The 26,584-nt window shown below is 73.5% G+C and carries 26 protein-coding genes; 14 read left to right on the top strand and 12 right to left on the bottom strand.

Annotated elements, in window-relative coordinates; all coding sequences use genetic code 11:
• Nucleotides 1-4: 4 nt before the first annotated feature.
• From K2F47_RS18250 to K2F47_RS18235, 4 genes are read left to right on the top strand one after another with little or no spacing between them, the layout of a single operon-like run.
• Entirely contained in the window at nt 5-1,723 is a 1,719-nt protein-coding gene (locus tag K2F47_RS18250) for an AMP-binding protein (protein ID WP_242905050.1), read from the top strand.
• Nucleotides 1,724-1,726: 3 nt separating this feature from the next.
• Entirely contained in the window at nt 1,727-2,011 is a 285-nt protein-coding gene (locus tag K2F47_RS18245) for an acyl carrier protein (RefSeq protein ID WP_242905049.1), read from the top strand.
• The gene (locus K2F47_RS18240; RefSeq protein WP_242905048.1) at nt 2,008-3,156 is read left to right on the top strand and encodes an SDR family oxidoreductase; all 1,149 of its coding nucleotides are present in this window, start codon (nt 2,008-2,010) and stop codon (nt 3,154-3,156) included. Before K2F47_RS18245 ends, K2F47_RS18240 begins: the two co-directional genes overlap by 4 nt.
• Complete coding sequence (locus tag K2F47_RS18235) at nt 3,153-4,349, top strand: acyl-CoA dehydrogenase family protein (RefSeq protein WP_242905047.1); 1,197 nt, start codon at nt 3,153-3,155, stop codon at nt 4,347-4,349. The genes K2F47_RS18240 and K2F47_RS18235 overlap by 4 nt, the downstream gene beginning before the upstream one ends.
• 171 nt (nt 4,350-4,520) lie before the next feature.
• Here K2F47_RS18235 and K2F47_RS18230 read toward each other — a convergent pair whose 3' ends face one another.
• From K2F47_RS18230 to K2F47_RS18220, 3 genes are read right to left on the bottom strand one after another with little or no spacing between them, the layout of a single operon-like run.
• On the bottom strand, nt 4,521-5,732 hold the full coding sequence (locus K2F47_RS18230; protein ID WP_242905045.1) for an MFS transporter: 1,212 nt from the start codon (nt 5,730-5,732) through the stop codon (nt 4,521-4,523).
• The gene (locus K2F47_RS18225) at nt 5,729-6,127 is read right to left on the bottom strand and encodes a hypothetical protein (RefSeq protein ID WP_242905044.1); all 399 of its coding nucleotides are present in this window, start codon (nt 6,125-6,127) and stop codon (nt 5,729-5,731) included. Before K2F47_RS18225 ends, K2F47_RS18230 begins: the two co-directional genes overlap by 4 nt.
• Nucleotides 6,114-6,806: a phosphoribosylaminoimidazolesuccinocarboxamide synthase gene (locus K2F47_RS18220; protein WP_242905043.1), complete on the bottom strand. Its 693-nt coding sequence runs from the start codon at nt 6,804-6,806 to the stop codon at nt 6,114-6,116. Before K2F47_RS18220 ends, K2F47_RS18225 begins: the two co-directional genes overlap by 14 nt.
• Nucleotides 6,807-7,094: 288 nt before the next feature.
• Between K2F47_RS18220 and K2F47_RS18215 the strand changes: the two genes are divergently transcribed.
• The gene (locus K2F47_RS18215; protein WP_242905042.1) at nt 7,095-7,898 is read left to right on the top strand and encodes an SGNH/GDSL hydrolase family protein; all 804 of its coding nucleotides are present in this window, start codon (nt 7,095-7,097) and stop codon (nt 7,896-7,898) included.
• Here K2F47_RS18215 and K2F47_RS18210 read toward each other — a convergent pair.
• Nucleotides 7,895-8,566 (bottom strand): HD domain-containing protein, encoded by a 672-nt coding sequence (locus K2F47_RS18210; RefSeq protein ID WP_242905040.1) that lies wholly within the window; start codon nt 8,564-8,566, stop codon nt 7,895-7,897. The two genes, K2F47_RS18215 and K2F47_RS18210, sit on opposite strands and share 4 nt — an antisense overlap.
• A gap of 203 nt (nt 8,567-8,769) precedes the next feature.
• Here K2F47_RS18210 and K2F47_RS18205 point away from each other — a divergent pair, with 203 nt between their 5' ends.
• From K2F47_RS18205 to K2F47_RS18195, 3 genes are read left to right on the top strand one after another with little or no spacing between them, the layout of a single operon-like run.
• The gene (locus K2F47_RS18205; protein WP_242905032.1) at nt 8,770-9,837 is read left to right on the top strand and encodes an ABC transporter permease; all 1,068 of its coding nucleotides are present in this window, start codon (nt 8,770-8,772) and stop codon (nt 9,835-9,837) included.
• Nucleotides 9,838-9,858: 21 nt separating this feature from the next.
• Nucleotides 9,859-10,923, top strand: a complete 1,065-nt coding sequence (locus K2F47_RS18200) for a sugar ABC transporter substrate-binding protein (RefSeq protein ID WP_242905030.1) — start codon at nt 9,859-9,861, stop codon at nt 10,921-10,923.
• Nucleotides 10,924-10,928: 5 nt separating this feature from the next.
• Nucleotides 10,929-12,434 carry a sugar ABC transporter ATP-binding protein gene (locus K2F47_RS18195; RefSeq protein ID WP_242905028.1) on the top strand — a complete coding sequence of 502 codons (1,506 nt, stop codon included), beginning with the start codon at nt 10,929-10,931 and terminating at the stop codon, nt 12,432-12,434.
• 15 nt (nt 12,435-12,449) lie between these two features.
• Here the strand turns inward: K2F47_RS18195 and K2F47_RS18190 are convergent, their stop codons facing one another.
• Nucleotides 12,450-13,505 carry an SCO7460 family lipoprotein gene (locus K2F47_RS18190; protein WP_242905020.1) on the bottom strand — a complete coding sequence of 352 codons (1,056 nt, stop codon included), beginning with the start codon at nt 13,503-13,505 and terminating at the stop codon, nt 12,450-12,452.
• A 192-nt stretch (nt 13,506-13,697) separates the two neighbouring features.
• Between K2F47_RS18190 and K2F47_RS18185 the strand changes: the two genes are divergently transcribed.
• Together K2F47_RS18185 and K2F47_RS18180 are read left to right on the top strand one after the other, a co-directional pair.
• A complete protein-coding gene (locus K2F47_RS18185) occupies nt 13,698-14,465 on the top strand; it encodes an NUDIX hydrolase (protein WP_242905018.1) in 768 nt (255 codons plus the stop codon).
• A gap of 133 nt (nt 14,466-14,598) precedes the next feature.
• Entirely contained in the window at nt 14,599-15,888 is a 1,290-nt protein-coding gene (locus tag K2F47_RS18180; protein WP_242905016.1) for a helix-turn-helix domain-containing protein, read from the top strand.
• 10 nt (nt 15,889-15,898) lie between these two features.
• On the opposite strand, the gene K2F47_RS18175 is transcribed toward K2F47_RS18180, so the two are convergent.
• The gene (locus K2F47_RS18175; protein ID WP_242905014.1) at nt 15,899-16,204 is read right to left on the bottom strand and encodes a hypothetical protein; all 306 of its coding nucleotides are present in this window, start codon (nt 16,202-16,204) and stop codon (nt 15,899-15,901) included.
• A gap of 276 nt (nt 16,205-16,480) precedes the next feature.
• Here K2F47_RS18175 and K2F47_RS18170 point away from each other — a divergent pair, with 276 nt between their 5' ends.
• On the top strand, nt 16,481-17,317 hold the full coding sequence (locus tag K2F47_RS18170; RefSeq protein ID WP_242905012.1) for a 2OG-Fe(II) oxygenase family protein: 837 nt from the start codon (nt 16,481-16,483) through the stop codon (nt 17,315-17,317).
• A 167-nt stretch (nt 17,318-17,484) separates the two neighbouring features.
• On the opposite strand, the gene K2F47_RS18165 is transcribed toward K2F47_RS18170, so the two are convergent.
• The gene (locus K2F47_RS18165; RefSeq protein ID WP_242905010.1) at nt 17,485-18,438 is read right to left on the bottom strand and encodes a LysR family transcriptional regulator; all 954 of its coding nucleotides are present in this window, start codon (nt 18,436-18,438) and stop codon (nt 17,485-17,487) included.
• Between the two features lie 62 nt (nt 18,439-18,500).
• Between K2F47_RS18165 and K2F47_RS18160 the strand changes: the two genes are divergently transcribed.
• Both K2F47_RS18160 and K2F47_RS18155 read left to right on the top strand, forming a co-directional pair.
• On the top strand, nt 18,501-19,760 hold the full coding sequence (locus K2F47_RS18160) for an MFS transporter (RefSeq protein ID WP_242905008.1): 1,260 nt from the start codon (nt 18,501-18,503) through the stop codon (nt 19,758-19,760).
• Between the two features lie 310 nt (nt 19,761-20,070).
• Entirely contained in the window at nt 20,071-21,270 is a 1,200-nt protein-coding gene (locus tag K2F47_RS18155) for a cytochrome P450 (protein ID WP_242905006.1), read from the top strand.
• A 42-nt stretch (nt 21,271-21,312) separates the two neighbouring features.
• On the opposite strand, the gene K2F47_RS18150 is transcribed toward K2F47_RS18155, so the two are convergent.
• The 4 genes from K2F47_RS18150 to K2F47_RS18135 form a co-directional block, all read right to left on the bottom strand.
• Nucleotides 21,313-22,056, bottom strand: coding sequence for an SDR family oxidoreductase (locus K2F47_RS18150; RefSeq protein ID WP_242904998.1), 744 nt, complete (start codon nt 22,054-22,056; stop codon nt 21,313-21,315).
• 130 nt (nt 22,057-22,186) lie between these two features.
• Nucleotides 22,187-23,095 carry an RNA polymerase sigma-70 factor gene (locus K2F47_RS18145; RefSeq protein ID WP_242904996.1) on the bottom strand — a complete coding sequence of 303 codons (909 nt, stop codon included), beginning with the start codon at nt 23,093-23,095 and terminating at the stop codon, nt 22,187-22,189.
• A 27-nt stretch (nt 23,096-23,122) separates the two neighbouring features.
• Nucleotides 23,123-23,770 carry a 3-oxoacid CoA-transferase subunit B gene (locus K2F47_RS18140; RefSeq protein ID WP_242904994.1) on the bottom strand — a complete coding sequence of 216 codons (648 nt, stop codon included), beginning with the start codon at nt 23,768-23,770 and terminating at the stop codon, nt 23,123-23,125.
• 2 nt (nt 23,771-23,772) lie between these two features.
• Entirely contained in the window at nt 23,773-24,543 is a 771-nt protein-coding gene (locus tag K2F47_RS18135; RefSeq protein WP_242904991.1) for a CoA transferase subunit A, read from the bottom strand.
• Nucleotides 24,544-24,634: 91 nt separating this feature from the next.
• Between K2F47_RS18135 and K2F47_RS18130 the strand changes: the two genes are divergently transcribed.
• Nucleotides 24,635-25,525, top strand: a complete 891-nt coding sequence (locus K2F47_RS18130; protein ID WP_242904989.1) for a LysR family transcriptional regulator — start codon at nt 24,635-24,637, stop codon at nt 25,523-25,525.
• On the opposite strand, the gene K2F47_RS18125 is transcribed toward K2F47_RS18130, so the two are convergent.
• Nucleotides 25,522-26,583, bottom strand: a complete 1,062-nt coding sequence (locus K2F47_RS18125) for a maleylacetate reductase (RefSeq protein WP_242904987.1) — start codon at nt 26,581-26,583, stop codon at nt 25,522-25,524. The two genes, K2F47_RS18130 and K2F47_RS18125, sit on opposite strands and share 4 nt — an antisense overlap.
• Between the last annotated feature and the right edge of the window lies 1 nt (nt 26,584).

Here is a 26,584-nt window from a genome sequence, read left to right as displayed (position 1 = left end):
CCCGATGAGCGCACTGTCGGCCTGGCTCGACGCGCCCCGTCCGGACCGGGGCGTGCACATGGCGGGCAACGGGGACGGCTGGGAGTTCCGGGGCTACCCGGAGCTGGCCGCGTCCGCGCACCGGGTCGCGGCGCGGCTGCGCGCGGCGGGCGTCGAGCCCGGGGACGCCGTCGGCATTGTGCTGCCGTCCGGCTTCCCCTTCGTCGAGGCGTTCTACGGCGGCTGGCTCGCGGGCGCCACCCCGTGCCCCGTCGCCCCGCCCGGCTTCTTCGCCGACACCGGCGCCTACGCCGGGCACCTGGCCGCGATCCTCCGGACGTCCGGCGCGCGGCTGGCGGTGACCGACGGGGCGCTGGCGCCGACGGTCCGCGCGGCGATCGAGGCGGCGGGCCTCGACCTGCCCGTCTGGGTCCACGACGACGAGCCCGCGCCCGAGACCGGCGTCGCGCAGGCGGCGTGGACCGAGACCGGGCTGCTCCAGTTCACCTCCGGGTCGACGGGGACGCCGCGCGGCGTCGAGGTGAGCATGGCGAACCTGGAGGCCAACGTCCGGCAGATCCACCGCTGGATGGACTGGGACCCGGACGAGGGCAGCGTGTCCTGGCTGCCGCTCCACCACGACATGGGCCTGATCGGCGCGCTGCTCGCCACCGTCACCGCGCAGAGCGACCTGTGGCTGATGCGCCCCGAGCAGTTCCTGCGCGACCCGGTCCGCTGGCTGCGCTGCCTCGGCGACGGCCGGGCGCACCGGGCGACCGCGCCGACGTTCGGCTACGCCTACGCGCTGCGGTTCATGACGCCCGAGCGGCTGGACGGGCTGGAGTTCTCCGGCTGGCGGTCGGCGATCGTCGGCGCGGAGCGGGTGGACGCGGGCGTCCTCGCCGACGTCGCGGAACGGCTCGCGCCGTACGGCTTCGACGCGGGCGCCTTCCTGCCCGCCTACGGCCTGGCGGAGTCGACGCTGGCGGTGACCGGCGACGCCCCCGGCGCTCCCCCGGTCGCCGTCCTCCCGGAGTGGTCGGACGTCGTCTTCGGCGGCGAGGTGCGGATCACCGCCACCGCCGTGCTGTCGGGCGCCCCCCTCCCCCGGCGGGACGAGGGCTGGCTGGTCGGCTGCGGCCCGGCGCTGGACGGCACCCGGGTCCAGATCGTCGACGGCGACGGGGACGAGCTTCCGCCCGGGCATCTGGGCGAGGTCGCGGTCACCGGCCCGGCCGTCGCGCGCGGCTACCGGGGCTCGCCCGACAGCACGGTCACGCGGGTGCGGGACGGGCGGGTCCTGACCGGCGACGCGGGCTTCGTCCACGGCGGCGCGCTGCACGTCGTCGGCCGCATCGCCGACAGCATGAAGATCCGCGGCCGGACCGTCTACATGGAGGACCTGGAGGCCAGGGCCGCCGACCGGCTCGGGCTCGGCGCGCAGCGATGCGCGCTGGTCAGCTCCGTCGCCGACGGGCGCAACGCGCTGGTACTGCTGGCCGAGGCCCGGCCGGGCGACTGGGTCGGGCTCGTCCCCCGCGTCCTGCGCCAGGACGTCGGCGACGAGGTCGACATCACCGTGGTCACGGGGCGGCGCGGCCTGATCCGCCGCGGCTCCAGCGGCAAGCCGAGGCGCCGGTTCATGTGGCGGGAGCTACAGGCGGGCCGCTGCCCCGGCGAGATCGTCCTGCGCGACCCGGGCACCGCGGTCGCGCCCACGCACGCGAGCACTTCGAAGGAGTGAGCGATGGAACCGCGCCACACCCCCGACGACACCGCCTCCCCACCCCTGTTCGCCGAGGTCGCCGAGGTGATCCGCGCGATGTGCCGGGACGAGCCCGGCGAGCTCTCCCCGGGCACGGCGCTGACCGACGACCTCGGCCTGGACTCGCTGCGGCTGATCGAGTTGGGCGTCGTCCTGGAGCAGCGCTTCGGGCTGCCGCCCGTCGACATGGACCGCACGCTCACCGTCCGCACGGTCGGGGACGTCGTGGAGCTGGTGCGCGAGCTCACCGCGGCGGTGCGCGGATGACGGCGGCGCGCACCGTCCTCGTCACCGGCGCGGCCGGGCTGATCGGCTCGGAGGTCGTGGCCCGGCTCGCGGCCGGGGGCGACCGGGTCGTCGCGCTCACCCATTCCAGGACGGACATCGTCCGCAACAACGGCCGCAAGGTGCGGACCGCGGAGTGGCGGGGCCGTCCCGAACCGGGGGTGATCACCCGCCTGGCCGGCGACGTCACCGCGCCGGGCCTCGGCCTCGGCCGCGACGAGCTGCGGCTGCTCAAGTCGCTCGACCTCGTCGTGCACTCCGCCGCGACCACCGACTTCGGACGCAGCGCCGCCGTGTACGAGACGCTGAACGTCGGCGGGACCCGGAACGTCCTGGACCTGGTCCGGGACGTGGCGTCCGCCCCCGTCCCGCTGGTGCACGTCAGCACCGCCTACGTCTGCGGCGAGCGGACCGGGACCGTGCTGGAGAGCGACCTCGACGCGGGCCAGACGTTCGGGACCCTGTACGAGGAGAGCAAGTTCCGCGCGGAGACGATGGTGCGGGAGGCGATGGCGGCGGGGCAGCCCGCCGCGGTCGTCCGGCCGAGCATCGTCGTCGGCGACGAGCGCTCCGGCACGATCCGGGACTTCAAGAACATCTACGTCGTGCTGAAGCTGTTCACCGAGGGGCGGGTCCGGTCGGTCCCCGGCCACTACGACGCCGTGCTCGACCTCGTCCCGGTGGACCACGTGGCCGAGGTGATCACCCGGGCGGCGACGCGGTTCGAGGAGGCGGCGGGCCGCACCTTCCACGCCGTCGGCGCGGGCGCGCACACGCTGGGCGACTTCAGCGAGGTCATGGCGGAGTACCCGTCCTTCCACGTGCCGCGCTACATCCCGCCCGCCACGTTCTCCGCGGACCGCATGCCCGCCGCCGAGCGGGTCTACTACGACCGGGTCGTCGGGTTGTACGAGAGCTTCTTCTGCCGCCGGATGGTGTTCCACGACGCGGAGGCCTACGACCTGCTCGGGCGCCGTCCGGCGTCCAAGGGGCAGGCGCAGTTGCGCAGGCTGCTGAACTACTGCCTGCGCGTCGGGTACCTGGGCGCCCGGCTGCCCGGGATCGACGAGGTGCTGGCGGCGCTGCCCGCTCAGAAGAACGCGGCCGAGAAGGAGACCGCGCCATGACGACGGTGACGCGGCCCGAGGTGGAGCAGCTGGCGCGGGACCTCCCGATCGACCGCGCCAGCCCGGCGGTCACCGCCTACCGCGACCGCGTCCGCGGGTTGCTGGGAACGCATGCGGTACCAGCGCTCGACCAGGCCGAACGCGAGCGCTCGTTCCCCCGCGGCGTCGTGCGGAGGCTCGGCGCGACCGGGCTGTTCCGCGAGCGCTGGGAGGGCGGGCCGAACGGGTCGGTCGGACGCTCCGTCCTGCTCGCCGAGGAGATGGGCCGGGCCGGGCTCGGCGGCGTCGGGGTGGGCCTCAGCCTCCATCTGGAGGCCGCGACCGGGCTGCTGCGCCGCTACGCGCGGACCCCGTACGCCGCCACGGTGCTCGACCGGTGCCTGGCCGGCGAGTACGTCGCGTGCGTGGCGACCTCGGAGGAGCACGTCGGGTCCGACCTCGCGGACGTGCGGACCGAGCTGCGCCGCGACGGCACCGGCTGGCGGGTCAGCGGAACGAAGTGGTTCGTGTCCCCGGGCGCGGCGGCGGACGTGCTCGTCGTGCTGTGCCGCGCGGAGGACGGGCCCGCGCTCGTCCTCGTCCCGCGCGAAGGGGCCGTGGTGCTCAAGCGGCTCCAGACCATGGGCATGCGGTCGCTGGAGACGGCGCGGATGCGGATCGACTGCACGGTCGGGGACGAGGCGGTCCTCGTCCGGCCCGGGCTGGGGCTGGCCGCGCTGGCCTGGGGCCTGCGCAACGAGCGGCTGTCGGTCGCGGCGCTCATCCTCGGCAGCGCGCGGCTCGCCCTGGCGCTGGCGACCGCGCGGATGCGGCGGCGACGGCAGTTCGGCGTCCCGCTGCACGAGCACCAGGCGCTCCGGCTGCGCGTCGCGGAGCTGACCGCCCAGGTGGAGGTGGCGCGGCGCGGCCTGTACTCGACCGTCGCCGAACTCGCCGCCGGGGGCCCGATCACGCTCTGCGACGTGGCGGGCCTGAAGGTCACGACCGCGCGGCTCGGCGAGCGGGTCGTCAGCGAGTGCATGCACATCTTCGGCGGCGAGGGCTATCTGGAGGACGAGACGCCGCTGCCCCGGCTCCTGCGCGACCTGCGCGTCGGGCGCGTCGGCGGCGGCACCGACGAGATGATGCTGGAGCTGGTCGCGAGCGGCCTGCCCGACGACCGGGAGACCTACGACCACTGGATCGGCCGCTGAGTTCATTACGTCCCGGCCCAAGGGACTCGCCTGGCGGCTCGTCCCTTGACCGTGCCGTGGCGGGCGCGGAATCGCTTCGCGATCTTCGCGGTGGGGCCTCGCCTCCGGCGTCGGCCCCACCGCTCAGCTACGCGCCCGCGTGACCGTTGAGGCCACGGTCGGAAGAGACACTCAGCCGCTCACCTCGGCGACGGGCTCGGGCACGGGGGCCGCCGGGGCGTCGTCCTCCTCGTCCACCGAACGGGTGGTGGCGGCGACGAGCACCGACAGCAGCAGCACGGCGCCGGGCATCACGTAGATCGCCCGGAGGCCGTACCGCTCGACGGCCCCGGCGAGCGCCGATCCGGCGGCGTTCCCCGCCAGGATGACGGTCACGACCCAGGCGAACGCCTCGGTGACGGTGCCGCGCGGCGCCACCCTCCCGATGATCCCGAACGCGCAGGCGAGGACCGGCGAGAGGAACACCCCGGCGATCCCCATCAGGGCGATCATCACGACCGGCGGCGCGACGGTCGCCAGCAGGCAGTAGCACAGCATGAGGCCGACGAGCAGCCGGGAGAACTGCTTGCCCGCGGGCAGGTCCCACCGCGCGGCGCCGTAGACGAGGCCGCCGACGAGCGCGCCGACCGCGTTCGCGCCGAGCAGCAGCCCGGACAGCTGCGGCCAGTCGGCGTGCTCGGCGTAGGCGACGGACCCGACGCTGAAGACGCCGAGCGCGACGCCGAGGCAGCCCAGGGACGTGAGGATCCGGCGCAGCGGCGCCGAGCGGAGCGGCCCGATCCAGTCCGCGCGGTGCGGCTCGGCCCGCCACTCCCGCACCGGCCGGGCGCAGGCGAACGCGACCGATCCGACCACCATGGCGGCCGCCGTGAACCACAGCGCGGCGCGCGGCGAGGCCACCGCCGCGATGCCGGTGACCAGCAGCGGCCCCGACACGAACACGATCTGCTGGAGCGAGGCGTCCAGCGCGTAGGCGGTCGCGACCGTCCGCTCGTCGGGCAGGACGCTCGGCCACAGGCTCCGCAGGCACGGTTCGAGCGGCGGCGTGAACAGCCCCGAGAACAGGATGGCCAGCGCCATCGGGCCGGTGTCGTCCAGCACGGCGAGCAGCGCGAACCCCGCCGCCGACAGCACCGAGCCCACCGTGAGCACCGCGACCTGGCCGCGCCGATCGACGATCCGGCCGAGCACCGGGCCGCCCACCGCCGTCGCCACGACGTAGAGGGCGATGAGGCCGCCGACCGTGCCGTACCCGACGTCCTTCCAGCGCAGGTAGACGGCGATCGCGAGCGGGCCCATCCCGTTCGGGAGCCGCCCGACGAGGTTGGTGGCGATCAGATACTTGGAGTACTTCTGCCCCAGGCAGTCCCGGTAACCGCTCATGCCCCGGCGCCCTGCGCGCCGAACCGGACGTCGATCCCGACGAGTTCCCTGTCGCAGAGCCGGAACGCGACCGTGGAGTCGCCCTCCACCCGGGCGCCGGCGGTCCCACCGGCGACGCGCACCCGCAGCGCCGACCCTGCGCGGTCGACGTCGGCGCCGTGCGTCTCGGAACGTGCCAGCACCGTCATGGCCTTCTCGGGGAGCCCGGCCAGCTCGATCGCCAGCACCTTCTCCTGCTCGTCGAACACGACGCTGGCGCGCGCGGGGAACCCGCGCATGTTGACGATGCTGTGCGCGCCCGGGGGCCAGCGGAACCAGACGCGCAGCCCCTCGCCCCGCGCCCCCACCCAGGTCTCGCGTTCGGTCAGAATCCCTGCCCCGCTATTCGAGTTCATCGATCAGTTTCCGCCATTCCGTGATGATCTGCTCGGCCGACGCCCCCTGCCGGAAGAGGTCCTTGTCCAGCGACGACCCGTTCGACCGGCGCAGCCGCATGCAGTCGGGAGATATCTCCGAGGTGATGACCGGCTGCCCGGCCTCGGTCAGACCGAAGATCAGGCAGAAGTCCCAGAGTTCGAGCGGCGCGAGCCAGTCGCGCAGTTCCCGGTTGACGGCGAGGGCGTTCGCACGGAACCCCTCGACCGGCAGGCCGAGCGCGCGCAGATAGTCCTCGCCGATCGGCTGGTCCTCCGGGTCGATCCGGTAGTCGAACTTCACGACCGGCCTCGGGAGCGGCTCGTTCTCGTTGAAGAGCCCGGGGTACTTGCGCACCGTGGAGCCCACCGCGTAGTTCTTGACGATGACCTCGAACGGCGGCCCGGTGACATATCTGGCCAGGTAGGATGTCGCGTCCACCCGCCGTAGGAACGCCGTCTGGACCCCTTTTCCGGCCAGCCGCGCCGCGGCCCGCTCGTAGAAGTCCAGCCGCAGCGCGTCGGTGCCGCCCATCAGCTCATGCCGGTCGAAGGTGAAGCTGCTCAGGCTCGGCACGAGCTGGACATAGCAGTCGCCGTCGGTTATCTTCCAGATCTTCTTGCTGTGGCCGGTCACATCCGGAGGTCGTGTCTCGCTCAACCGCCGCAGTTCATTGGCGCTCGATGTCATGGCGTGAACCACGGCGACCTCCCGATTTGTGACCGGCCGACACCCCTGCAAAAAGATTAGAGATCACGCAACCATGCCCGATCACCCGGGAGCATGGGTCGTTCGTCATGACGGCCCGGGAGGATCAATCTTTACTCGGCGGCCATGGGATGGATTCGCGATTTTAACGGCACCGGCGGCCGGCCTTGACCGGCCGCCACCTTTTATGCGCAGTATTGCTGGCGTCACGCCATTGCCGTGCAATACCGGGAGGGTGCCGTGCGTCCCAGCCGCAGAGCGGTCGCGGCGGCGCCGATCGCCGCCGCCCTGACCATCGGCACGGTCATCGGCGTGCCCGCCGCGTCGGCTGCCGGGCCGGTGTACCTCGCCCTCGGCGACTCGTCCGCCGCCGGGCTCGGCGCCCAGGACTACGACCCGGCCAGCGGGGCCTGCCAGCGCAGCCGCAACGCCTACCCCGCGCTGTGGGCCAGGGCCCACCCCGCCGCCCGCTTCGTTTTCCGGGCGTGCTCAAGCGCCACGACCGCCGATGTCATGCGCACGCAGCTCGGCGACCTGTCCGCGCGCACCCGGCTCGTGAGCGTCACCGCCGGCATCAGCGACCCGGACATGGCCGACGTCAGCATGGTCTGCGCCTTCCAGGACGACCGGAGCTGCGAGGCCAGGACGGCGCGCGCCCGCGCGTTCATCGACCGGCGCCTGCCCCGCCACCTGGACGCGCTGTACCGCGCCATCCGCTCGAAGGCGCGCACCGCCCGCGTCGTCGTCCTCGGCTACCCCCGGTCGTTCACCGGCGGCCGCGCCTGCCCGGCGGGCATGACCCCGGCGAAGCAGGCGGCGATGAACCGCGTCGTGGACGAGGTGAACGCGGTCACCGCCGGACGCGCCGCCGCGCACCGGTTCGCCTTCGACGACGTCCAGCGGGCCTTCACCCCGCACGGCGTGTGCTCCGCCGACACGTGGATCAACCCGCCCAAGCTCCCGCTGATCGAGTCCTACCTGCCGAACGCCGCGGGCCACCGGCTCGGCTACCTCCCGGCACTCTCGGCCGCCGCCCGCCCCTAGTCTCCGGGCGGGGGAACGTCCCCGTCTCCAGGGGCGAGCCAGCCGCGACGCACGCCGAGGTCGATGAGCTCGGCCGCGTAGTCGCCCAGTTCGGCGGACGCGTCGCCGATCACCGACTTGCGGCGGCGGACGTCTGCGGCGGTGACGCCGAACGTGCGCCAGGTGCCGCCCTCGTTGCCGAAGTTGAGCAGGAGCGGCTGGAGGCGGTCCATGGCCTTGGCGAACCGCGCCTCGGGGGTCTCGCGCGCCTCGAACTCGTCCCACAGCGCGCGGAACGTTCCCTCCTGGTCCGGCGGCAGCAGCGCGAACAGCGCGTCGGCCGCCGCCTCCTCGCGTTCGGCCTGGTCGGCGGCGGCCACCGCGTCGTAGAGGAAGGTGTCGCCCGCGTAGATCTCCACGAGGTCGTGCACGAGCACGAGCCGCAGCGTCCGCTCGACGTCGATCGGCTCGTCGGCGTACTCGGCCAGCACCATCACCATCAGCGCCAGGTGCCAGGAGTGCTCGGCGTCGTTCTCGCGCCGGTCGGCGGCGAGCAGAGGGCTGCGCCGCACGACGGTCTTCAGCTTGTCCACCTCGGCGATGAACGCGATCTGGGACGCGAGCCGCTCCGGGACGCCGGGCGGGGGCTCGCCCCTGCCGATGAGGCCGCGCCGCGTCGTCGAGTCCATGGAGATCCTTCCGGTCGGCGGAGTGCGGACCGCGCTGTCCCCGTGGTTCGTCCCCCGTGGTTCGCGGCTACCCGGTCAACGCATGATCGACACCCAGCCGTTCCGGTACAGACAAGGACTGTTCCGACACAGTCAAGTACGCGGGCTGTGAAGGCGGTGAACTTTGCCGAAAGCGTCCAGAGCGGACGAGGAAGGGGGCCGCCGTGGCAGCGGACCACCAGTCCGGCGTCGACGACAGGGTCGAATCGACACAGAAGAGCCAGGAACCGGCCGCCCCGACGGCACTCGGCCGGCTTCCGGTGCTGGCCGTACGGGCCGGGCGCGGGGAGGCGACGAGCGTCCTGCTCGCGACCATCGTACTGGTGATTTTCACCAGCGTGCTCCATCCGGACTTCCTGCGGCCGGGTCAGCTGCTGGACACCCTCCAGTCGTCGGTGTACGTCGGGCTGCTCGCCTGCGGCATGGCCTACCTGCTGTCGATGCGCGAGATCGACCTGTCGGTGGGTTCGACGTTCGGGCTGACGGTGATCGCGACCGGGCTGATGATGAAGCACGGCGTGCCGCCGTGGCCGGCGGCCGGGCTCGGCATCCTGCTCGGCGCGGCGCTCGGGCTCGGCAACGCGCTGATCGTCCAGTACATCGCGATCCCGGCGATCGTCGCGACGCTCGCGACGATGTCGGTCTACCGCGGGCTCGCGCTCGCGATGAGCGGCGGCCAGCAGGTGACCGAGATGCCGCTGGAGAGCTCCTTCTTCACGCTGCTCGGCGGCAAGACGCTCGGCGTCCCGACGAGCGTGTGGATCCTCGTGCTGGTCGCGGTGCTGCTGACGCTGGTGCTGCGGTTCACCCCGTTCGGGTACCGGGTGCGCTCGATCGGCTCCAACCCGGACGCGGCGTCGTTCTCCGGGATCTCGATCCCGCGCGTCCGGCTCCAGGCGCTCGTGCTCGTCGGGCTGCTCGCGGGTGTGTCGGGCGTGCTCGGGCTGGCGTTCTTCACCTCCGGCGACCCGAACATCGGCACCGGCTTCGAGCTCCAGGCGATCGCCGCCGCCATCATCGGCGGGACGCCGCTGCGCGGCGGCAGCGCCACCGTGATCGGGGCCTGCCTCGGCGCCGTGCTGCTGAGCGTGGTCACCAGTGCCTTGCAGTACTTCAACATCCCCGCCAACTGGAGCGCGTTCGCCACCGGCGGGGTCATCCTCGCGGCGGTCGCGCTCGACAGCCTCGTCCGGCGCAGGCGGCGGCGCGACGACGCCCTGCTGGGACTCTGAACAGCTCTGAGGAGGGCACACGTGAGGATCAGATCGTTCGCTCTGACCACGCTGCTGATCGGCGCGGTCGCGCTGACCGGGTGCAGCAGCGACTCGGGCGGGTCGGGCAAGAAGAAGACCGGGAAGCTGAAGCTCGGGTTCGTCTACGCGACGACGACGCAGAACCCGTTCCAGGAGATGGCGTTCGGCGCGAAGGCCGCGGCCGCCGCCGACGGCAAGGTCACGCTCAACGCGTCCGCGCCGACGGGGGTCAACGGGCCCGCGCAGGTGCAGCTGTTCCGCTCGGCCATCCGCAACTCCAAGGACGGGCTCGCGTTGCAGAGCCTCGCGCCCGACCTGTTCGTGCGTCCGCTCGTCCAGGCGGACGACGACGACATCCCGACCGTCGCGGTGGACGCGGCGCCGCCCAAGGGCACCAAGACCAAGCTGTTCATCGGCAACAGCAACACCGAGGTCGGGCGGGCGCTCGGTGAGGAGTTCATCAAGCACGTCCCGAAGGGCACCCGGGGCGAGGTCGTGATCGGCAACGACATCCCCGGGCTGCGGCTGCTCTCGCAGCGCATCGACGGGCTGACGTCGGTCATCAAGAAGGAGCGGCCGGAGCTGACGATCAAGGGACCGTTCGACTCCAAGTCCGAGCCGACCGACAACTACAACGCCTGGAACTCGATCGTGAAGGCCAACCCGAAGGCGATCGCGTTCCTCGGCGTCGGCGGCCAGGACGGCGTGTCGCTGCCGCTGATCCAGAAGCAGACCGGGCGAAAGTTCCTCGCCGGGTCCTGCGACATCGACCCGGCCGCGCTGAAGGCCGTGAAGGACGGGTCGCTGTTCGCGCTGTCCTCGCCCGAGCACTGGCTGAAGGGCTACGTCGCGCTCCAGCTCATGATCGACCACCAGCGCAAGGGCACGAAGCTGCCGGAGGGCTGGTGGAACCCGGGCACGCTGGTCATCAACGCCGCCAACATCGACCAGGTGCTGGCGCGGCAGGTCAACGAGCAGAGCCGGACCGCCTACTTCAAGACGATCACGCAGCAGCAGCTCGCGAACCCGGGCAAGTACCTCAAGCCGCTCTCCCAGGCCGACTGAGCGCCATGACGGTACTCCAGGCACGCGACATCACCAAGAGCTACGGCGGCGTGACGGCGCTGGCGGCCGGCACGATCAGCGTGGAGGCGGGCTCGGTGCACGCGCTCCTCGGCGAGAACGGCGCCGGGAAGTCGACGATGGTGAAGGTGCTGTCCGGGACGATCCGTCCGGACTCGGGGACGCTGGAGCTGGACGGCGAGCCCGTCGCCTTCCACGACACCGCCGACGCCGTCCGGCACGGGGTCGCGGTGGTGTCGCAGGAGCTGAACCTGTTCCCCGACCTCGACGTGCTCGCGAACCTCTACCCGCTCCGCGAGCCGCGCCGGGGGCCGTTCCTGAACCGGCGCGCGATGGCCGAGGGCGCGCGGCCGATCCTGGCGCAGCTCGGCCTGGACGTGGACCTGCGCACGCGGGTCGGCGACCTGTCGCTCGGGCAGCGGCAGCTGGTGGAGATCGCGCGGGCGCTGCTGGCGGAGCCGCGCGTGCTCGTCCTGGACGAGCCGACCTCGGCCCTCGACCAGGACGGCTCGGACCGGCTGCTCGGCATCCTCCAGGTGCTGCGCGACCGCCAGGTCGGCGTCGTGTTCGTCTCGCACATCCTCGAAGAGGTCATGCAGCTGTGCGACGTGGTCACGGTGCTGCGGGACGGCCGCGCGGTGCTGCTCGGCGCCGACCGGGCGAGCCTCGGCATCGACGACATCGTGTCGGCGATGCTCGGCCCCCGGCCGGAGCGGGAGGCGGCGCCGCCCGCCCCGGCGCGCGAGCCCGGCGCCGAGGCCGAGGAGCTGCGGCTGGACGCGGTGTCGGTGGACGGCGTGATGAGCGACGTCGACCTGCGGGTCCCGGCGGGCGAGATCGTCGGCGTCGCGGGGCTGGCCGGCGCGGGCCACCTCGGGGTGCTCGAACTCGTCGCGGGGCTGCGCCGCCCGTCGCGCGGGACCGTGCGGCTACCGGGCGACCGCCCGGTGCCGCGCGGCCTGCGGCGGGCGATCGCGGCGGGCGTCGCGGTGGTCTCCGGCGACCGGCGCGGCCGCGGGCTCATGCTCGACCAGCCGATCTGGGAGAACATCGGGCAGGTCCGCGCGATCGGGCTGCGGCGGGACGGGATCGTCGTCCGCCGCGGGGTGCTGCGGGAGCGGGCGCGCGGGCATGTCGAGCGGCTGCGCATCCGGTGCCGCGACATCGAGCAGCGGGCGGGCCTGCTGTCCGGCGGGAACCAGCAGAAGGTGGTGCTGGCCAAGTGGCTGGACGCCGCCCCGACCGTGCTGCTGCTCGACGATCCGACGCGCGGCGTGGACGTGGGCGCCAAGGCCGAGATCCACGACCTGATCCGGGGCGCGGCGGCCGACGGCGCGGTCGTGCTGCTGGCCTCGACCGACGTGGAGGAGCTCGCGGCGATCTGCGAACGCGTCCTCGTGTTCCATCGGGGCCGGGTCGCCGCCCGGCTGTCGGGGGACGACCTGGACCAGCACACGATCGTCCGGATCTCGAACACGGGAGAGGCCCGGTAGGCCCGGTAAGCGGCGTCAGCTCTGCGGCAGCCGGAGCGGGCCGTTGCCCTCGCGCACGTGCTCGACGATCGTGAGGCCGCTCACCGGCGTACCGTGCTCGTCGACGGTCACGCGGACGGCGTGGTCGCCGAGGCAGGTGCGGCCGTGCCCGGCGTCGTCGCAGAACAGCACGTAGCCGGTGAGCCGGTCGATCCGTCCGGGTTCCAGACGCCACACGCCGACATAGTCGGTCACCTTGGCGAGCGGCCGCGAGACCCGCAGCCGCTCGCCGACGGCCGCCTGGACCCGGCGGCCGAACGCCTCCCGGTCCTCATAAGATCGCGAGACCGCGAGGCCGGAGGTGACCGGCTCGTCGCGGTCGTCGCGCACGGTGAAGGCGGCGGTGAAATAGGTGCGCTTGGCGAGGGCCGCCTGGAGTCTGGTGGACGTCAGCCGGGCCATGGTGGGGCCGGAGCCGTCCGCCGGGCGTCCCCGCGCCACGTCCGGCCGGACGATCTTCACGCGCAGCGCGCGGCTGCCGGCCGGGAGCCCGTAGGAGCCGTCGGACCGCGGCGGCGAACCGTTCGCCGTCAGCGCCCTCGACCACTGGACGGCGCACCGTCCCAGCTCGTCGAGCACGGCGGTGACGTTCTCATTGGACAGCGACATCACGACCCACGGCTCGCCGACCGTGGGCCCGAGCGCGATGACCTGGTGGCCGCAGCGTTCGAGGGAGGAACGCAGCAGCCGGAATTCGGCGGCCTGTTCCCGGCCTTGCGCGACGGCCTTGGCCAACGCGTCCGTGCAGGGTTTCCGGTCGCAGGTCTTCTTCTTTCCGTCAATGCGCAAACGCACGACCGCGTCGGGGTCGCCATTGACGGCGAACGTGACCTCGGAGCCCGTGGTCTGCGGGAACAACGTGCGCGCGCCGATCACCCGCAACTGCCCCGGATAAAGGCGGTCGGCCAGTTCCCGCGCGCGCTTCTTGTCGTCCCCGGTCCCCACCGCGCACCCGCCGACCAGCAGCGCGACCAACGCGACACACGAGCTCAGCGCCGCTGTCCGCCGCCCCGTCCTGCCCGATCCGCTCATGAAAGTTCCTCACTGGGATCCGCTACCGCCGCGTTTCACGCTATGGCCCGCGCTAGTGAAACTGATGAGTACGACTACTCATCCGGACGCCGCTGACGTACTCATTGGGGGAAGCTGGGAGGAGGACGTGTCGGATGGCACGTCGCCGAACAGCCGTCCGCCTACGGTGGACGGCGCTGTGGAGGTGGGCCGGTGGCCGAAGAGGGCACTGCGGTGCGGACGGGCGGCGGGTCTCCTTTTCCCTGGGCTCCTCCCAAAACGGAGCACGGGTCGCGGGTCGGCGGTGAGAACGAGGTTCCCCCCGAGATCTGGGGGACCCCGAGTTTCCAGCGCTGGTACCGGGCGCAGCGGAAGGTCGGCAACATCCTCGAAGGCGCCCGGCTGGTGTGGACGTCGCGCGCCGGGCCCGGCCTCGGCGCCATCTTCTTCTGGGCTCTGCACGTCCGGGTGCGCGTGGTCGCCGAGAACCGGGTCAAGGACAACGAGATCGTGGTCTCCCGGCCCGACATCTCCTCCGTCGCGCTCTACCGGCGCGGGCCTTCGCTGGACGAGACCACGGTCGTGCTCGTCCGGGAGTTCCGCAGCCCCGCGTCCACGCCGGACGGCAACGTCCACGAACTGCCCGGCGGTTCCACGCTCCATCCGCTGAGCCCGCTGGAGCAGGCGGCGGACGAGGTCGTGGAGGAGACCGGGCTGGCGGTCGACGCGAAGCGGCTCCGGGCGCACGGCAGCCGCCAGGTCGCCGCGACGATCTCCGCCCACCACGCGCACCTGTTCTCCGCCGAGATCACGCAGGACGAACTCGACCGGCTCCGGGCCATGCGGGGGCGGCCGTACGGCGTTCACGACGACTCCGAGCGCACCTGGATCGAGATCGCGACGTACCGGGAGATCCGGACGGCGCGCCTCGTCGACTGGGCGACGCTCGGCATGCTCGCGGAGGCGCTCGCGGACAACTGAGCACAAGGGGCAGAAGGCACTGTCCGGTTGGTGACGCCATTGTGGCCCTGGGTTGGACGACACAGAGTCGCCGGCCCGGTCCTCGTACGGTCGGAGGGCGTGGGCCGACGTCCGCCGAGGGAGCGGGGGCAGCATGACCGGGCAGGAGACGGCGTTCGGGCCGGAGCTTCGCCGGCGGCGGGTGGCGGCGGGGCTCTCGCAGGCGCAGCTCGCCGCCCGGACGCACTACACCAAGGGCTATCTGAGCAAGATCGAGACCGGGCACAAGCCGCCGGGGCCCGACCTCGCGCGGCGCTGCGACGCCGTCCTGGACGCGGAGGGCGAGCTGTCCGCGCTGGTGAGCAGGCCGCCGCCGGCCGCGTCGGCGGAGGACGGCGCCACCAGCGGTGAGACCTGGCACATCCGGCTCGCCCCGGACGGGGAGTGCCGCTTCCTCCCCGCGACCGGGGCGGCGGACGACACCACGCCGCTGTATCTCGGGCCCGGCGGCAAGGGCATGGGCGCGGCCGTCCGGGAGGACCACGCGGCCCGGGCGCTGACGGCGTTCCGCGTCCAGTTCGACCAGGCCAGGCGGCTCGGGCAGTGGGCGCCCCCGGCCGCCGTCCTGCCCACGGTGATCACGCAGACGCACACGCTGCGGGGGCTGGCGGCGGCGGCCCGCGAGCCCGAGCGCGGCGAGCTGCTCTACCTCGCCGCGCGCTGCGCGGAGTTCGTCGGCTGGATGGCGCAGGAGGCCAGCGACGACCGCGCCGCCCTGTGGTGGACGCGCGAGTCCGTGCGGATGGCGGCGCCCACGGGCAGCACCGTCCTGGAGGCGTACTCGCTGGTCCGCAGGGCCGAGATCGCGCTGTATCACGACGACGCCGTCCAGGTGATCGAGCTGGCGCGGCGGGCGCGGGGGCGGCCCGGCATCCCCGCCCGTATCCGGGGGTTGGCCGCCCAGCGGGAGGCACAGGGCCATGCCTTGTACGGCGACCACGACGGCTGCCGCCGGACCCTCGACCAGGCCGCCGAACTGCTCGCCGCTCCCCCGGCGGCCGGGGCGAACGAGCCGGTCATCGGCTCCTCCACCGTCGCCAACCTCAACGTCGTCGTCACCGCCTGGTGCCTGCACGAGCTGGGCCGCTCGGAGGACGCGGCGGAACTGCTCGACCGGGAGGTGCCGCTGATCCCCGCGTCCGCGCTGCGGGCCCGGCTGCGGTTCGGCGCGCGGCGCGCCCTCGCGCACGCCTCGGCGGGCGAGATCGACCAGGCCTGCCTGCTCGGCGCCGAGATCCTGGACCACGTCGACGTGGTGGACTCGGCGACCATCCGCACCGACCTGCGCCGCCTGGCCCGCACGCTCATCCGCTGGCAGGGGCAGGGCTCGGTGCGCGAGCTGTACCCGCGGCTCATCGCCGCGCTGCACACCGGCGACGCCTGACGCGCCGCCCTCACCCTCCCTCGCCTCCGGACGCGCCGGACGCACCGGTGCCGCCGGACGCGCCGTCCTGCCCGACCATGTGCACGGCGAGCAGCACCGCGAGTGCGGCGGCGATCCCCGCGGCGGCGCCCCCGGCCACCGAGATCCGCGCCGCCGCGTCGAACTGGAGGACCAGCGCGATCGCGCCCTGCGCGCGGACGCCGGTGCCCACCATCGTCCGCGCCATCAGGCGGGCGGGCCCGCGCCGCCGGGGGCGCGCCGATGAGATGGACCGGATCCGGTCCCTGACCGCCGTCCGCAACCTTCCCCGGTCCATGAGCATCCCTTCGCAGCGCGGATTCGACCTGGTGTTGCGGCCAGCCTGATCCGCGCGCGGCCCCGCACATAGGCGTTGCCCGTGGCACACGCCGGAGGAGACGGGAAACCGTCCGGGCCGCGGGTGAAATTCTCTGCGCGGGTTTCCCGTCGCCCAGGGGCCGGGCGACGCATGACCGCTTCCAGCGGGAATTCCCCGTTGGCAGCATCGACACGAGTGATCGACGCCATTTCCGAGCACGAAGCGCTGGAAATCCGATGCTCTTTGGGGGCCATCATGCGGGTGCACACGAACCCGGCGCAAGGTTCAGTCCAGGTCGGCGACGAGTTTTTCAGGCCGCGCTTCGTCGACGCCGACAGATTCGGCCGCGCGGACATCTGCGCCCTGCTCAGCGGGACGGCGGCCGTCGTCGGGGTCAGGCGGCTGCTCTCGCCCCTGCTCTGCGCCGAGGCCATGGCGCGGCTGGACGACGGCGCGCTCGCCTTCGGCAGCTACGACCGGCGGCGGGTGGACCCGCCCGTCGCGCGCTTCGGCCCGGCCATCAACGACTTCCGCGAGGGCGACCGGCCGGGCGCCGCCTACTGGGCGGAGGCGGGACGCGCGCGGCGGGTCCGGCGCGCCGCGCTCGGCCGCGTCGACCCCTTCGGCGCGGCGGTCGCCGGGCTGGCGCGGGCGTGGGGACGGCCGCTCGGCGCCGCGTGCAACCAGGGCCGACCGTTCTTCGCCGGGACGCTGCGCGAGATCAACCACGGCGCCCTCGTCCACTGCGACGACGTGCTCCGCGAATACGGCCCGCACCTGTTCGACGGCGGGCCTCCCGTCGCCCAGCTCGCCTTCAACGCCTGGATCTCCACCGCGCCGGAGGGCGGCGCGACGCGCGTCTGGCGGCGGCGCTGGCGGCCCGGCGACTCCGACCTGCGCAAGGGCTACGGGTTCGACGAGCGGGTCGTCGCGGGCGAGCAGTGCATCGAGGTGACGATGGGACGCGGCGACGCGCTCCTGTTCGACTCGCGGAACTTCCACGCGGTCGAGCCGAGCGCCGGCGGCCGCCGCCTGGCGGTGGCGTTCTTCCTGGGGTTCCGGTGCGAGAGCGACCTCGTGATGTGGTCGTGAGCGGCCGCGCGTATGGCGGTGGACCCGATCTCCTGGTCCGGGCCCACCGCCTCCCCGTCCGGCCCCCTCGCGAGGGGGGCCGGGGTACCCCGCCGCGGCACTCCTCAGTATGCCGTCCGGCACCATCAGCCACGATGACGTCCGTCGGTTTTTTCCGTAAGAGGTACTTAATGACGTGCCATAACGGCTGTTCCCTCCGCCGCGGCACCGGGCGTCTCCCCGCTCAGCGCCGCGGCGGCGTCCTGGAGGAACTTCAGGAACGCGAACAGCGCGGGATTTCGCGAGGTCTCCCGGTGCAGGGCGAAGATCGTCCGGTGCTCGGCGGGCTCCAGGGCGAGGACCCGGATGCCCGGGTCGGGCCCGCGCACCAGCGAGCGCGGCACGATCGAGGCCCCGGCCCCCGCCGCCACCAGCGCCAGCGTGACCGCGTAGTCGCGCGTCTCGAACTCGACCCGCGGCTCGACGTCCGACCGCTCGAAGCCGCGGTCGAACGCGACCCGGTGCACGTCCCCGGCCCGGCCCGAGATCAGCGGCAGCGCGGCGAGGCGGTCGAGCGTCACCGGCCCGCGGCCGAGGTCCCGGGCGTCCCGGGCGGGGACGATGGCCACGAGCGCGTCCTTCATCAGCGGCGTCCTGATCAGGCCCGGCGGGTCGGGGAGCGGGACCCCGGGGTAGGCGTGGCTGACGAGGATGTCGAGCCTGCCGGCCAGCACGTCCGCGTGCCCGCCGGGCGGCTCGACGTCCGCGAGCGACAGCCGCGGCCCGGGATGCTCGGCCCGCATCCGCGTGATCGCGGGCGTGACCAGCGTCAGCGCCGCCGTGGTGAAGCTTCCGACGCGCACGGCCCCCATGCGCAGCTGGCCCACGTCGGCGACCGCCTGCTCGGCCTCCTCCAGCCGCCGCAGGATGTCCCTGGCCCGCTTGACGAGCTCCTGCCCCTCGGTGGTGAGCACGATGCCCGTCCGGGTGCGGATCGCGAGCGTCGCGCCGACCTCCCGCTCCAGCTTGGCGAGCTGCTGCGAGACGGCGGACGGCGTGTACCTGAGCGCCTGGGCGGTGCCCGCGATCGTGCCCTTCTCGTCCGCGGTGACCAGGATCTTCAGCCGCACTGTATCCAGCATAAGTTGACCTTAACGCCAATATCCTCCACCGAAACTTCCACTAACGACGGCATGATGGTCCGGTGCCCCGGAGGCCCGGATCGAACGAGCGACACGAGCGCCGGTCGGCCGTCCTCGCCCACCGCGACCTCCGCCGGTTCCTCACCGGGCAGGCGGCCTCGTTGCTCGGCGACGGCATGGTCGGCGTGGCGCTGGCCTTCGCGGTGCTGGACCTCACCGGATCGGCGGCCGACCTCGGCCTGGTGCTCGCGGCGCGCTCGGTCCCGCTGGTCGCGGTACTGCTCGCGGGCGGCGTCATCGCCGACCGGCTGCCGCGCCGCCGGGTCATGGTCGCCGCCGACCTGGGCCGCGTCGCCGGGCAGGCCGTGATGGCGGCGCTGCTGATCGGCGGGCACGCCCGCGTCTGGGAGCTGGCCGTCCTCCAGGCGCTGCACGGCACCGCGACCGCGCTGTTCACCCCGGCCTCCACCGGCCTGCTCCCCTCGCTCGTCCCCGGCGACCTGCTCCAGCACGCGAACGCGCTGCGCGGGCTCGCCGCCTCCGCCGGGAACATCGCCGGGCCCGCCCTCGCCGGCGTCCTGGTCGCGGCGACCTCCCCGGGGTGGGCCATCGCCGCCGACGCCGCCACCTTCGCGGTCAGCGCCGCGCTGCTCGCCGGGCTCACGGCACCCGCCCGGCGGCGCGCCGCCCCGCGCTCCGTCCGCCGCGACCTGCTCGACGGCTGGACGGAGTTCCGCTCCCGTACCTGGGTGTGGGTCGTGGTCGCGGCCTCCTTCACGGCGAACGCGCTCTTCGCCGTCTTCCTCGTGCTCGGCCCCGCCGCCGTCCGGGACGAGGCGGGCGGCGCCACCGCGTGGGCCGCGATCGTCGCCGCCTTCGGGACCGGGTCGCTGCTCGGCGGGCTGGCCGTGCTGCGCCACCGTCCGCGCCGACCGCTGCGCGCCGGGATGCTCGCCGTCGCGCTGTTCCCGCTGCCGACGCTCGGGCTGGCCGCCCACCTGCCCGCCGTCGCGGTCGCCGCGCCGGCGCTGCTCGGCGGCGCCGGGCTCACCGTGTTCAACGCGCTCTGGCAGACCACGCTGCAACGGCACGTCCCGGACCGGGCCCTGTCGCGGGTCAGCGCCTATGACTGGTTCGGCTCGCTCGCCGGCCAGCCGGTCGGGCAGGCCGCCGCCGGTCCGCTGGCGGCGGGGGTCGGCCTCCACCGGGCGCTGTGGCTGGCGGGCGGCGTGCAGGTCGCCGCGATGCTGGCGACGCTCGCCGTGCCCGCCGTCCGGGACCTGCCGGCCGCCGAGGAGCCGCCTTCGCGAGAATTGCTGTGAAGGGAATTTAGGGGGGACCGTATCTGGGGGCGGGTTTACCCGATTCACCGCGATCAGGCCACCTCTAAGCGGGCATGTACGCACGGTCACCATGCAAGTATTTCGGCAGTGCTGCGCGTTGCATCGTACCAATTTCGTGGGCGATCCTATTACAGTAGAAGAAATGTGCACTTGGATCATGGGAGTGTTATCCGGCAGGTAAAACGCACCTGGTGTTCGCGTCAGTCGACAGTGACGCAAGGGTTATATTCGCCAGGAACGTTTCCGGCATTACTGGGCATACACCCCCATTTTCTGTTCGGAGGCCGTCATGCCTGTCGCCCCTCCCGCGTTCCCCTTCCTCAGCGACCACGCGCTTCGTCCGGCCGCCGAGCTCGCCGATGCCCGCGAGGGCGGGGGGCCGATCCGCGTCCAGCCGCGTTACGGCGCGCCGTGCTGGCTCGTGACCCGCTACGAGGACGCGCGGTTCGTCATGAGCAGTCCCGCGTTCGGCCGCAACTGGGAGCGCGCCGGGATCGATACCGAGGACGTGGCCCGGGTGACGCCCGTGGAGGTGACGAACGACACCTTCTCCGCGCAGGACCCGCCCGACCACACGCGGCTGCGCCGATTCATCTTCCGCACCTTCACTCCGAACCGGGTGGAGGCCCTGCGGCCCGGTACCCAGGAGATCGTCGACCGGCTCATCGACGAGATGATCGAGAAGGGGCCGCCGCTCGACCTCTACACGCGGTTCGGGCTGAACCTGTCGGTGGAGGTCATCTGCAACCTGCTGGGCGTGCCCAGCTCCGACAAGGAACGTTTCACGATCTGGGCGGAGGCCGTGCTGCTCTCGGCGACCTCTCCCGAGCACGCGGCGGCCAGCGTCGAGCAGATGAAGGCCTACCTGGCGGGACTGGCCGTCCTGCGCCGCCAGGAGCCGACCGACGACCTCATCGGCGCGCTGGTGCGCGCGCGGGTCGAGGGCGACCAGCTCAGCGACGACGAGATCACGAACCTGCTGCGCATCCTGCTCGGCGCGGGCCACGAGACCACCGCCTCGCAGACCGTCAACTTCACCTACCTGCTGCTGACCGGCGACGGCTACCGGCGGCTGGTCGAGGAGCCGGAGCTGGTGCCGACGGCGGTGGACGAGCTGCTGCGGTTCACGCCGCTGATCTCGCAGGGGTCGCTGGCGCGCTTCGTGCTGACCGACGTCGAGGTCGGCGGGACGCTGCTGCGCGCCGGTGACCAGGTGCTCATCGAACTGGCCGCCGCCAACCGCGACGCCGCCGCCTTCAAGGACCCCGACACGCTGGACCTCGCCCGCAAGAGCAACCCGCACATCGCGTTCGGGCACGGCCTGCACCGCTGCGTCGGGGCGTCGCTGGCGCGGATGGAGCTCCAGGTGGCGCTGGCCGCGCTGACCCGGCGGCTTCCCGGGCTGCGGCTCGTGCGGCCCCCCGACCAGGTCGACTGGCTGATCGAGCGGTTCGTCCGGCGCCCGAAGGAGCTTGAGGTCACCTGGTGAGGCGGACGGGCGGCGGGTCCTCACCCGCCGCCCGTCGCGGCGCTACTCGCGGCCCGGCCAGTCGGCGTAGTGGATCTCGCCGAGGACGGCGTCGCCGTGCGGCACCAGCGACAGGTCCTCCAGCTCGGTCCCGAAGTAGCGGGCGTGCGGGTCGGCGACGACCTCGCGCGGGTCGTCCCAGGCGGCGAGCGCGTCGCGGAAGAACTCGTCCATGCGGTAGCGGTCGGGCCCGGCGGTCTCGACGCGGCCGCGCAGCGGCGTCCCGGCCGCGACCCGGCCGACGGCCGCCGCGACGTCGTCGCCCGCGATCGGCTGGAAGGACACCGGCGCCACCCGGACGACGCCGTCGGCGGTGGCGTTGTCGGCGATCATTCTGGTGAACTCGTAGAACTGGGTCGCGTGCACGATCGAGTACGGGATCGGCGACTTCGCGATCAGGTCCTCCTGCGCGACCTTCGCGCGCAGGTAGCCGCTGTCGGGCAGCCGCTCGGTGCCCACCACCGACAGCGCGACATGGTGACTGACGCCCGCCGCCTCCTCGGCGGCGAGCAGGTTGCCGGTCGCGGTGGTGAAGAACTCCAGCACGGCGGCGTCCTCGAACGACGGGGAGTTCGCCACGTCGACCACCGTGTCCGCGCCCGCGAGGACGCCGGCGAGCCCCTCGCCGGTCAGCGCGTTGACGCCGGTGCTCGGCGCGGCCTGCACCGCCTCGTGGCCGTGCTCGCGCAGCCGCGCCGCGAGCTTGGTGCCGATCAGGCCGGTCCCGCCGATGATCACGATCTTCATGATGGTGCCCTTCCGTCCGCCGGGGCCGCTCGCTCCCCGGTCGCCAGATACGACCGGGCAACCCGCCGCCCTGTGACAGCTCCGCGGACATTTCCGCGACGAAATCCGCCGCGGAGGCCATATCCGCAGGTCAGGGCTCGAAACGCCGCCTGGACGCGGCGAAGGCGTCGAGCTTGGCGGGGTTCATGACCCACAGCAGCCGGTAGATGCCCTCGGCCGAGGCGTCCGCCGTCACCAGCACGAGGGCGGTTCCGTCCCGGGTCAGCAGCACCCCGGGCGCGCCGTTGACCTCGACGGGCTCGGCGTCCGCGCCCGGCCAGAACCGGGGCAGGGCCGAGACCAGCACCGCCACCCGCTCGGCGCCGGTCACCGGCGTCCGGGCTGCGCCCTTGACCCCGTTGCCGTCGGCGTGGCTGACGGCGTCGGCGGTCAGCATGCTCTCCAGCGCGGCGACGTCGCCGCGCTGCGCCGCCGCGACGAACGCCTCCAGCAGGCGGCGGTGCTCGGCGGCGCCGACGCGCTCGCGCCGCTCCGCCGCGAGCCGCTTGCGGGCCCGGCTGACGATCTGGCGGACATTGACCTGGGTCAGCTGGAGGATCTCGGCGATCTGCGCGTAGGGGTAGTCGAACGCCTCGCGCAGGACGTAGGCGGCGCGCTCGGCCGGGGACAGCTTCTCCAGCAGCAGCAGGACGGCGAACCCCAGCGCCTCGGCCCGCTCGGCGCCCACCGCCGGGTCATGGCCGGTGTCGACGGGTTCGGGCAGCCACGGCCCGACATAGGTCTCGCGCCGCGACCGGGCGGACTGCGCGACGTTGATCGCGAGCCGGGTGGTGGTCCGCGCGAGGAAGCCCGCCGGGTTGAGCACGACGGACCGGTCGGTGCCCTGCCAGCGCACCCAGGTCTCCTGGACGACGTCCTCGGCCTCGACCACGCTCCCGAGCACGCGGTAGGCGATCCCGAACAGGTGCGGACGCAACGTCGCGAACGCGGCGGCGACCTCGTCGAGCGCGCCGTCCGGCGATGCCTGTTCGGAGTGCACCCGCTGACCCCCGTGCGTCGTGAGCGCTCAGCCTATCGGGAGCCCCACTCCGGCCAGGGGGGCGCCGGTCGCGGCCCTGACGTCCTCGGCGGTCACGCCGGGCGCCGTCTCGACCAGCGCGAACCCGCCGTCGGCCACGTCCAGCACGGCCAGGTCGGTGATCACGCGGGACACCACGGCGCGGCCGGTCAGCGGCATCGTGCAGTCCGCGACGAGCTTGGGCGAGCCGTCCTTCGCGCGGTGCTCCATCAGGACGACGACGCGCTTCGCGCCGTGCACGAGGTCCATCGCGCCGCCCATGCCCTTGACCATCCGGCCGGGGATCATCCAGTTCGCGAGGTCGCCACGCGCCGAGACCTGCATCCCGCCGAGCACGGCGACGTCGATGCGCCCGCCCCGGATCATCGCGAAGCTGGTCGGCGAGTCGAAGAAGGCCGCGCCCGGCAGCACCGTGACGGTCTCCTTGCCCGCGTTGATCAGGTCGGGGTCGGCCTCGTCGTCGTAGGGGTAGGGGCCGGTGCCGAGGATGCCGTTCTCGGCGTGCAGGACGACGCCGTGGCCGTCCGGCAGCTGGCCCGGGATCAGCGTCGGCAACCCGATGCCGAGGTTCACGTACTGGCCGTCGCGGAGTTCGGCCGCGGCGCGCGCCGCCATCTGCTCATGCGACCACGGCATGGTCATCCTCCTGCGGGACGGGGGCGGACGGTGCGCTTCTCGATCGACTTCTCGGCGGCCTGCGCCGGGGTGAGCGCGACGACCCGGTCGACGAACACGCCGGGGAGGTGGACGGCGTCCGGGTCGAGCTCGCCGGGCTCGACCAGCCGCTCGGTCTCCAGGACGGTGAGCCGCCCGGCCATCGCGGCGGCGGGGTTGAAGTTGCGGGCGGCGGCGTGGAAGACCGCGTTGCCGTGCCGGTCGGCGACCGCCGCGCGGACGAGCGCGACGTCGGTGACGATGCCCTCCTCCAGGACCATCTCCCGCCCGCCGAACACCCGGACCTCCTTCGGACGCGAGGTCACGGCGGGCGTCCCGTCCGGGTGGTAGCGCAGCGGCAGGCCGCCGTCGGCGACCACCGTGCCGACCCCGGCGGGGGTGTAGAAGGCGCCGATCCCGGCGCCGCCCGCGCGCAGCCGCTCGGCGAGCGTGCCCTGCGGGGTCAGCTCGACCTCCAGCTCCCCCGCGAGGAACTGCCGGCCGAACTCGCGGTTCTCCCCGATATAAGACGCGATCACGCGGCTGATTCGGCGCTTCTCCAGCAGCAGGCCGAGGCCCGCGCCGTCCACGCCGCAGTTGTTCGACACGATCGTCAGGCCGTCCGCGCCCTGCTCCAGCAGCGCCTCGATGAGGAAGCGCGGGATGCCCGCCAGGCCGAACCCGCCGACCGCGACGCTCGCGCCGGACGGAACGTCGGCGACGGCCTCCGCCGCGGTCGCGATCACCTTGTCCATGGCCCCGACCCTAGGCCGCCGGATTCATATGATCCAATATAACTAAGTTAGTCGTATGATATACGAACGGTCTTAATCGGGGGGGTCCGGGATGGAGCTGCGGCGCCTGCGGTACTTCGTCGCCGTCGCCGACGAGGGTCACTTCGGACGGGCGGCCGAGCGGCTGCACATCGCGCAGCCGCCGCTGTCGCTCCAGATCAAGAAGCTGGAGGGGGAGGTCGGCGTCACGCTGCTCGACCGCTCGACGCGGCGGGTGACGCTCACCCCGGCGGGCGAGCGGCTCCTCGCCCGCGCGAAGACGATCCTCGCCTCGGTCGAGGACGCGCGCGCCGAGGCGCTCCGCGTCGCGGCGGGCGAGGTCGGCCGCGTGGCGATCGGCTTCATCGGGACCGCGACCTACGCGATGCTGCCCGCGCTCGCGCGGCGGCTGCGCGCCGAGCTGCCGGGCGTCGAGCTGGACCTCAAGGGCGAGATGCTCACCCCCGACCAGGCCGACGCGCTGCGCGAGGGCAGGCTCGACCTCGCCGTCGTCCGGACGCCGCTCCCGGGCACGGAGCTGGACGTGCGCCCGCTGCGCCGCGAACGGCTGATCGTCGCGCTCCCCGAGGGCCATCCGCTCGCCGACGGAACCGACGTCGACCTGCGGAACCTGCGCGAGGACCACTTCCTGAGCTACCCGTCCCGGCACCGGTCGGTGATCCGCGACGCGGTGCTGGAGGCGTGCCGCCGCGCGGGCTACCGGCCGCGCCTCGTGCAGGAGGTCGCGGAGACCTCGACGCTGCTCGTGTTCGTCGCCGCCGGGCTCGGCGTCGCGCTGGTCCCGGAATCGGTGCGGTACCTGCCGCTGCCCGGCGTCGTGTTCCGGCCGCTGACGGGCAGCCCCGTGCATGTGGAGCTGGCCGTCGCCACCCGGGACGGCGAGACGTCGCCGCTGGTCACGCGCGTTCGTGAGACGCTGCTCGCGATGTACCAGGAGGGCTAGGGGGTCTCGCCGCTCCAGGCGGCGCGAAGCAGGCGGGTCACGCCGTCGAGGGTGACGGGCGCGGGGTTCGCGGGCCGGGCGTCCACGACCTGCGCGGCGATGGGGTCGATGTCGCTCTCGGCCATGCCCAGCTCCCGCAGCGAGCGCGGGGCGCCGAGCGAGCCCGCCAGCTCGTGGAGGCGTCGGGCCGGGTCGGACGCGTCCAGCGCCCGCGACAGCGCCTCGACCGCGTCGGGCGCCGAGGCCTGGTTGTAGGCGAGCGCGTACGGCAGGACGATCGTGTGGGTCGGCGCGTGCGGGAGGTCGAGCGTCCCGCCGAGCGCGTGGCACACCTTGTGGTGCAGCCCCGTCGTCGTGGTGCCGAGGCACGCCCCGCACAGCCACGACGCGTAGAGCGCCCGCGTCCGGGCGTCGAGGTCGGCGCCGTCCGCGGCCACGGCGGGCAGCGCCGCCGCCATCGCCCGCACGCCCTCCTGCGCCATCAGCGAGATCACCGGCGACCGGTCGGGTGCGTACAGCGCCTCGACCGCGTGCGCGACGGCGTTGAACCCGCTGGTCACCGAGACGTCGACCGGCAGGCCGAGGGTGAGGTCCGGGTCGTACAGGACGCTCCTGGGCAGCACCCGCGGGTCGTTGCCGGTGCGCTTGCGGCCGTTCTCGGTGAGGCCCCACCCGGGGGTCATCTCCGAGCCCGAGTACGTCGTCGGGACGGCGACCACCGGCAGGCCGTGCTCCAGCGCGACGGCCTTCCCGAGCCCGATCGCCGACCCGCCGCCGACGACCACGCAGCAGTCGGCGCCGAGCCGGGCGGCCTCGTCGCGGGCCCGCCGCGCCACCTCGACCGGGACGTGCATGCGCGCCTCGGCGAGCACCCCGGCGGACCGCCCGCCCAGCGCGGCCGCCACGGCCTCGCCCTCCTCGGGCCGCCTGGGCGAGCAGAGCACGAGCGCGCGGCGCACCTCCAGCCGGGCGATCTCGTCCGGGAGGGACGCGAGGGAGCCGGAGCCGAACCGCACCCGCATCGGGAGGGCGTCGTAGGAGAAGGACGTCTGGAACATG

The organism is Actinomadura terrae (genome assembly GCF_022751215.1).
GTDB lineage: Bacteria > Actinomycetota > Actinomycetes > Streptosporangiales > Streptosporangiaceae > Spirillospora > Spirillospora terrae.
The sequence above is the reverse complement of the archived record's forward strand: the minus strand, read 5'-3'. Positions and strand labels throughout refer to the sequence as shown.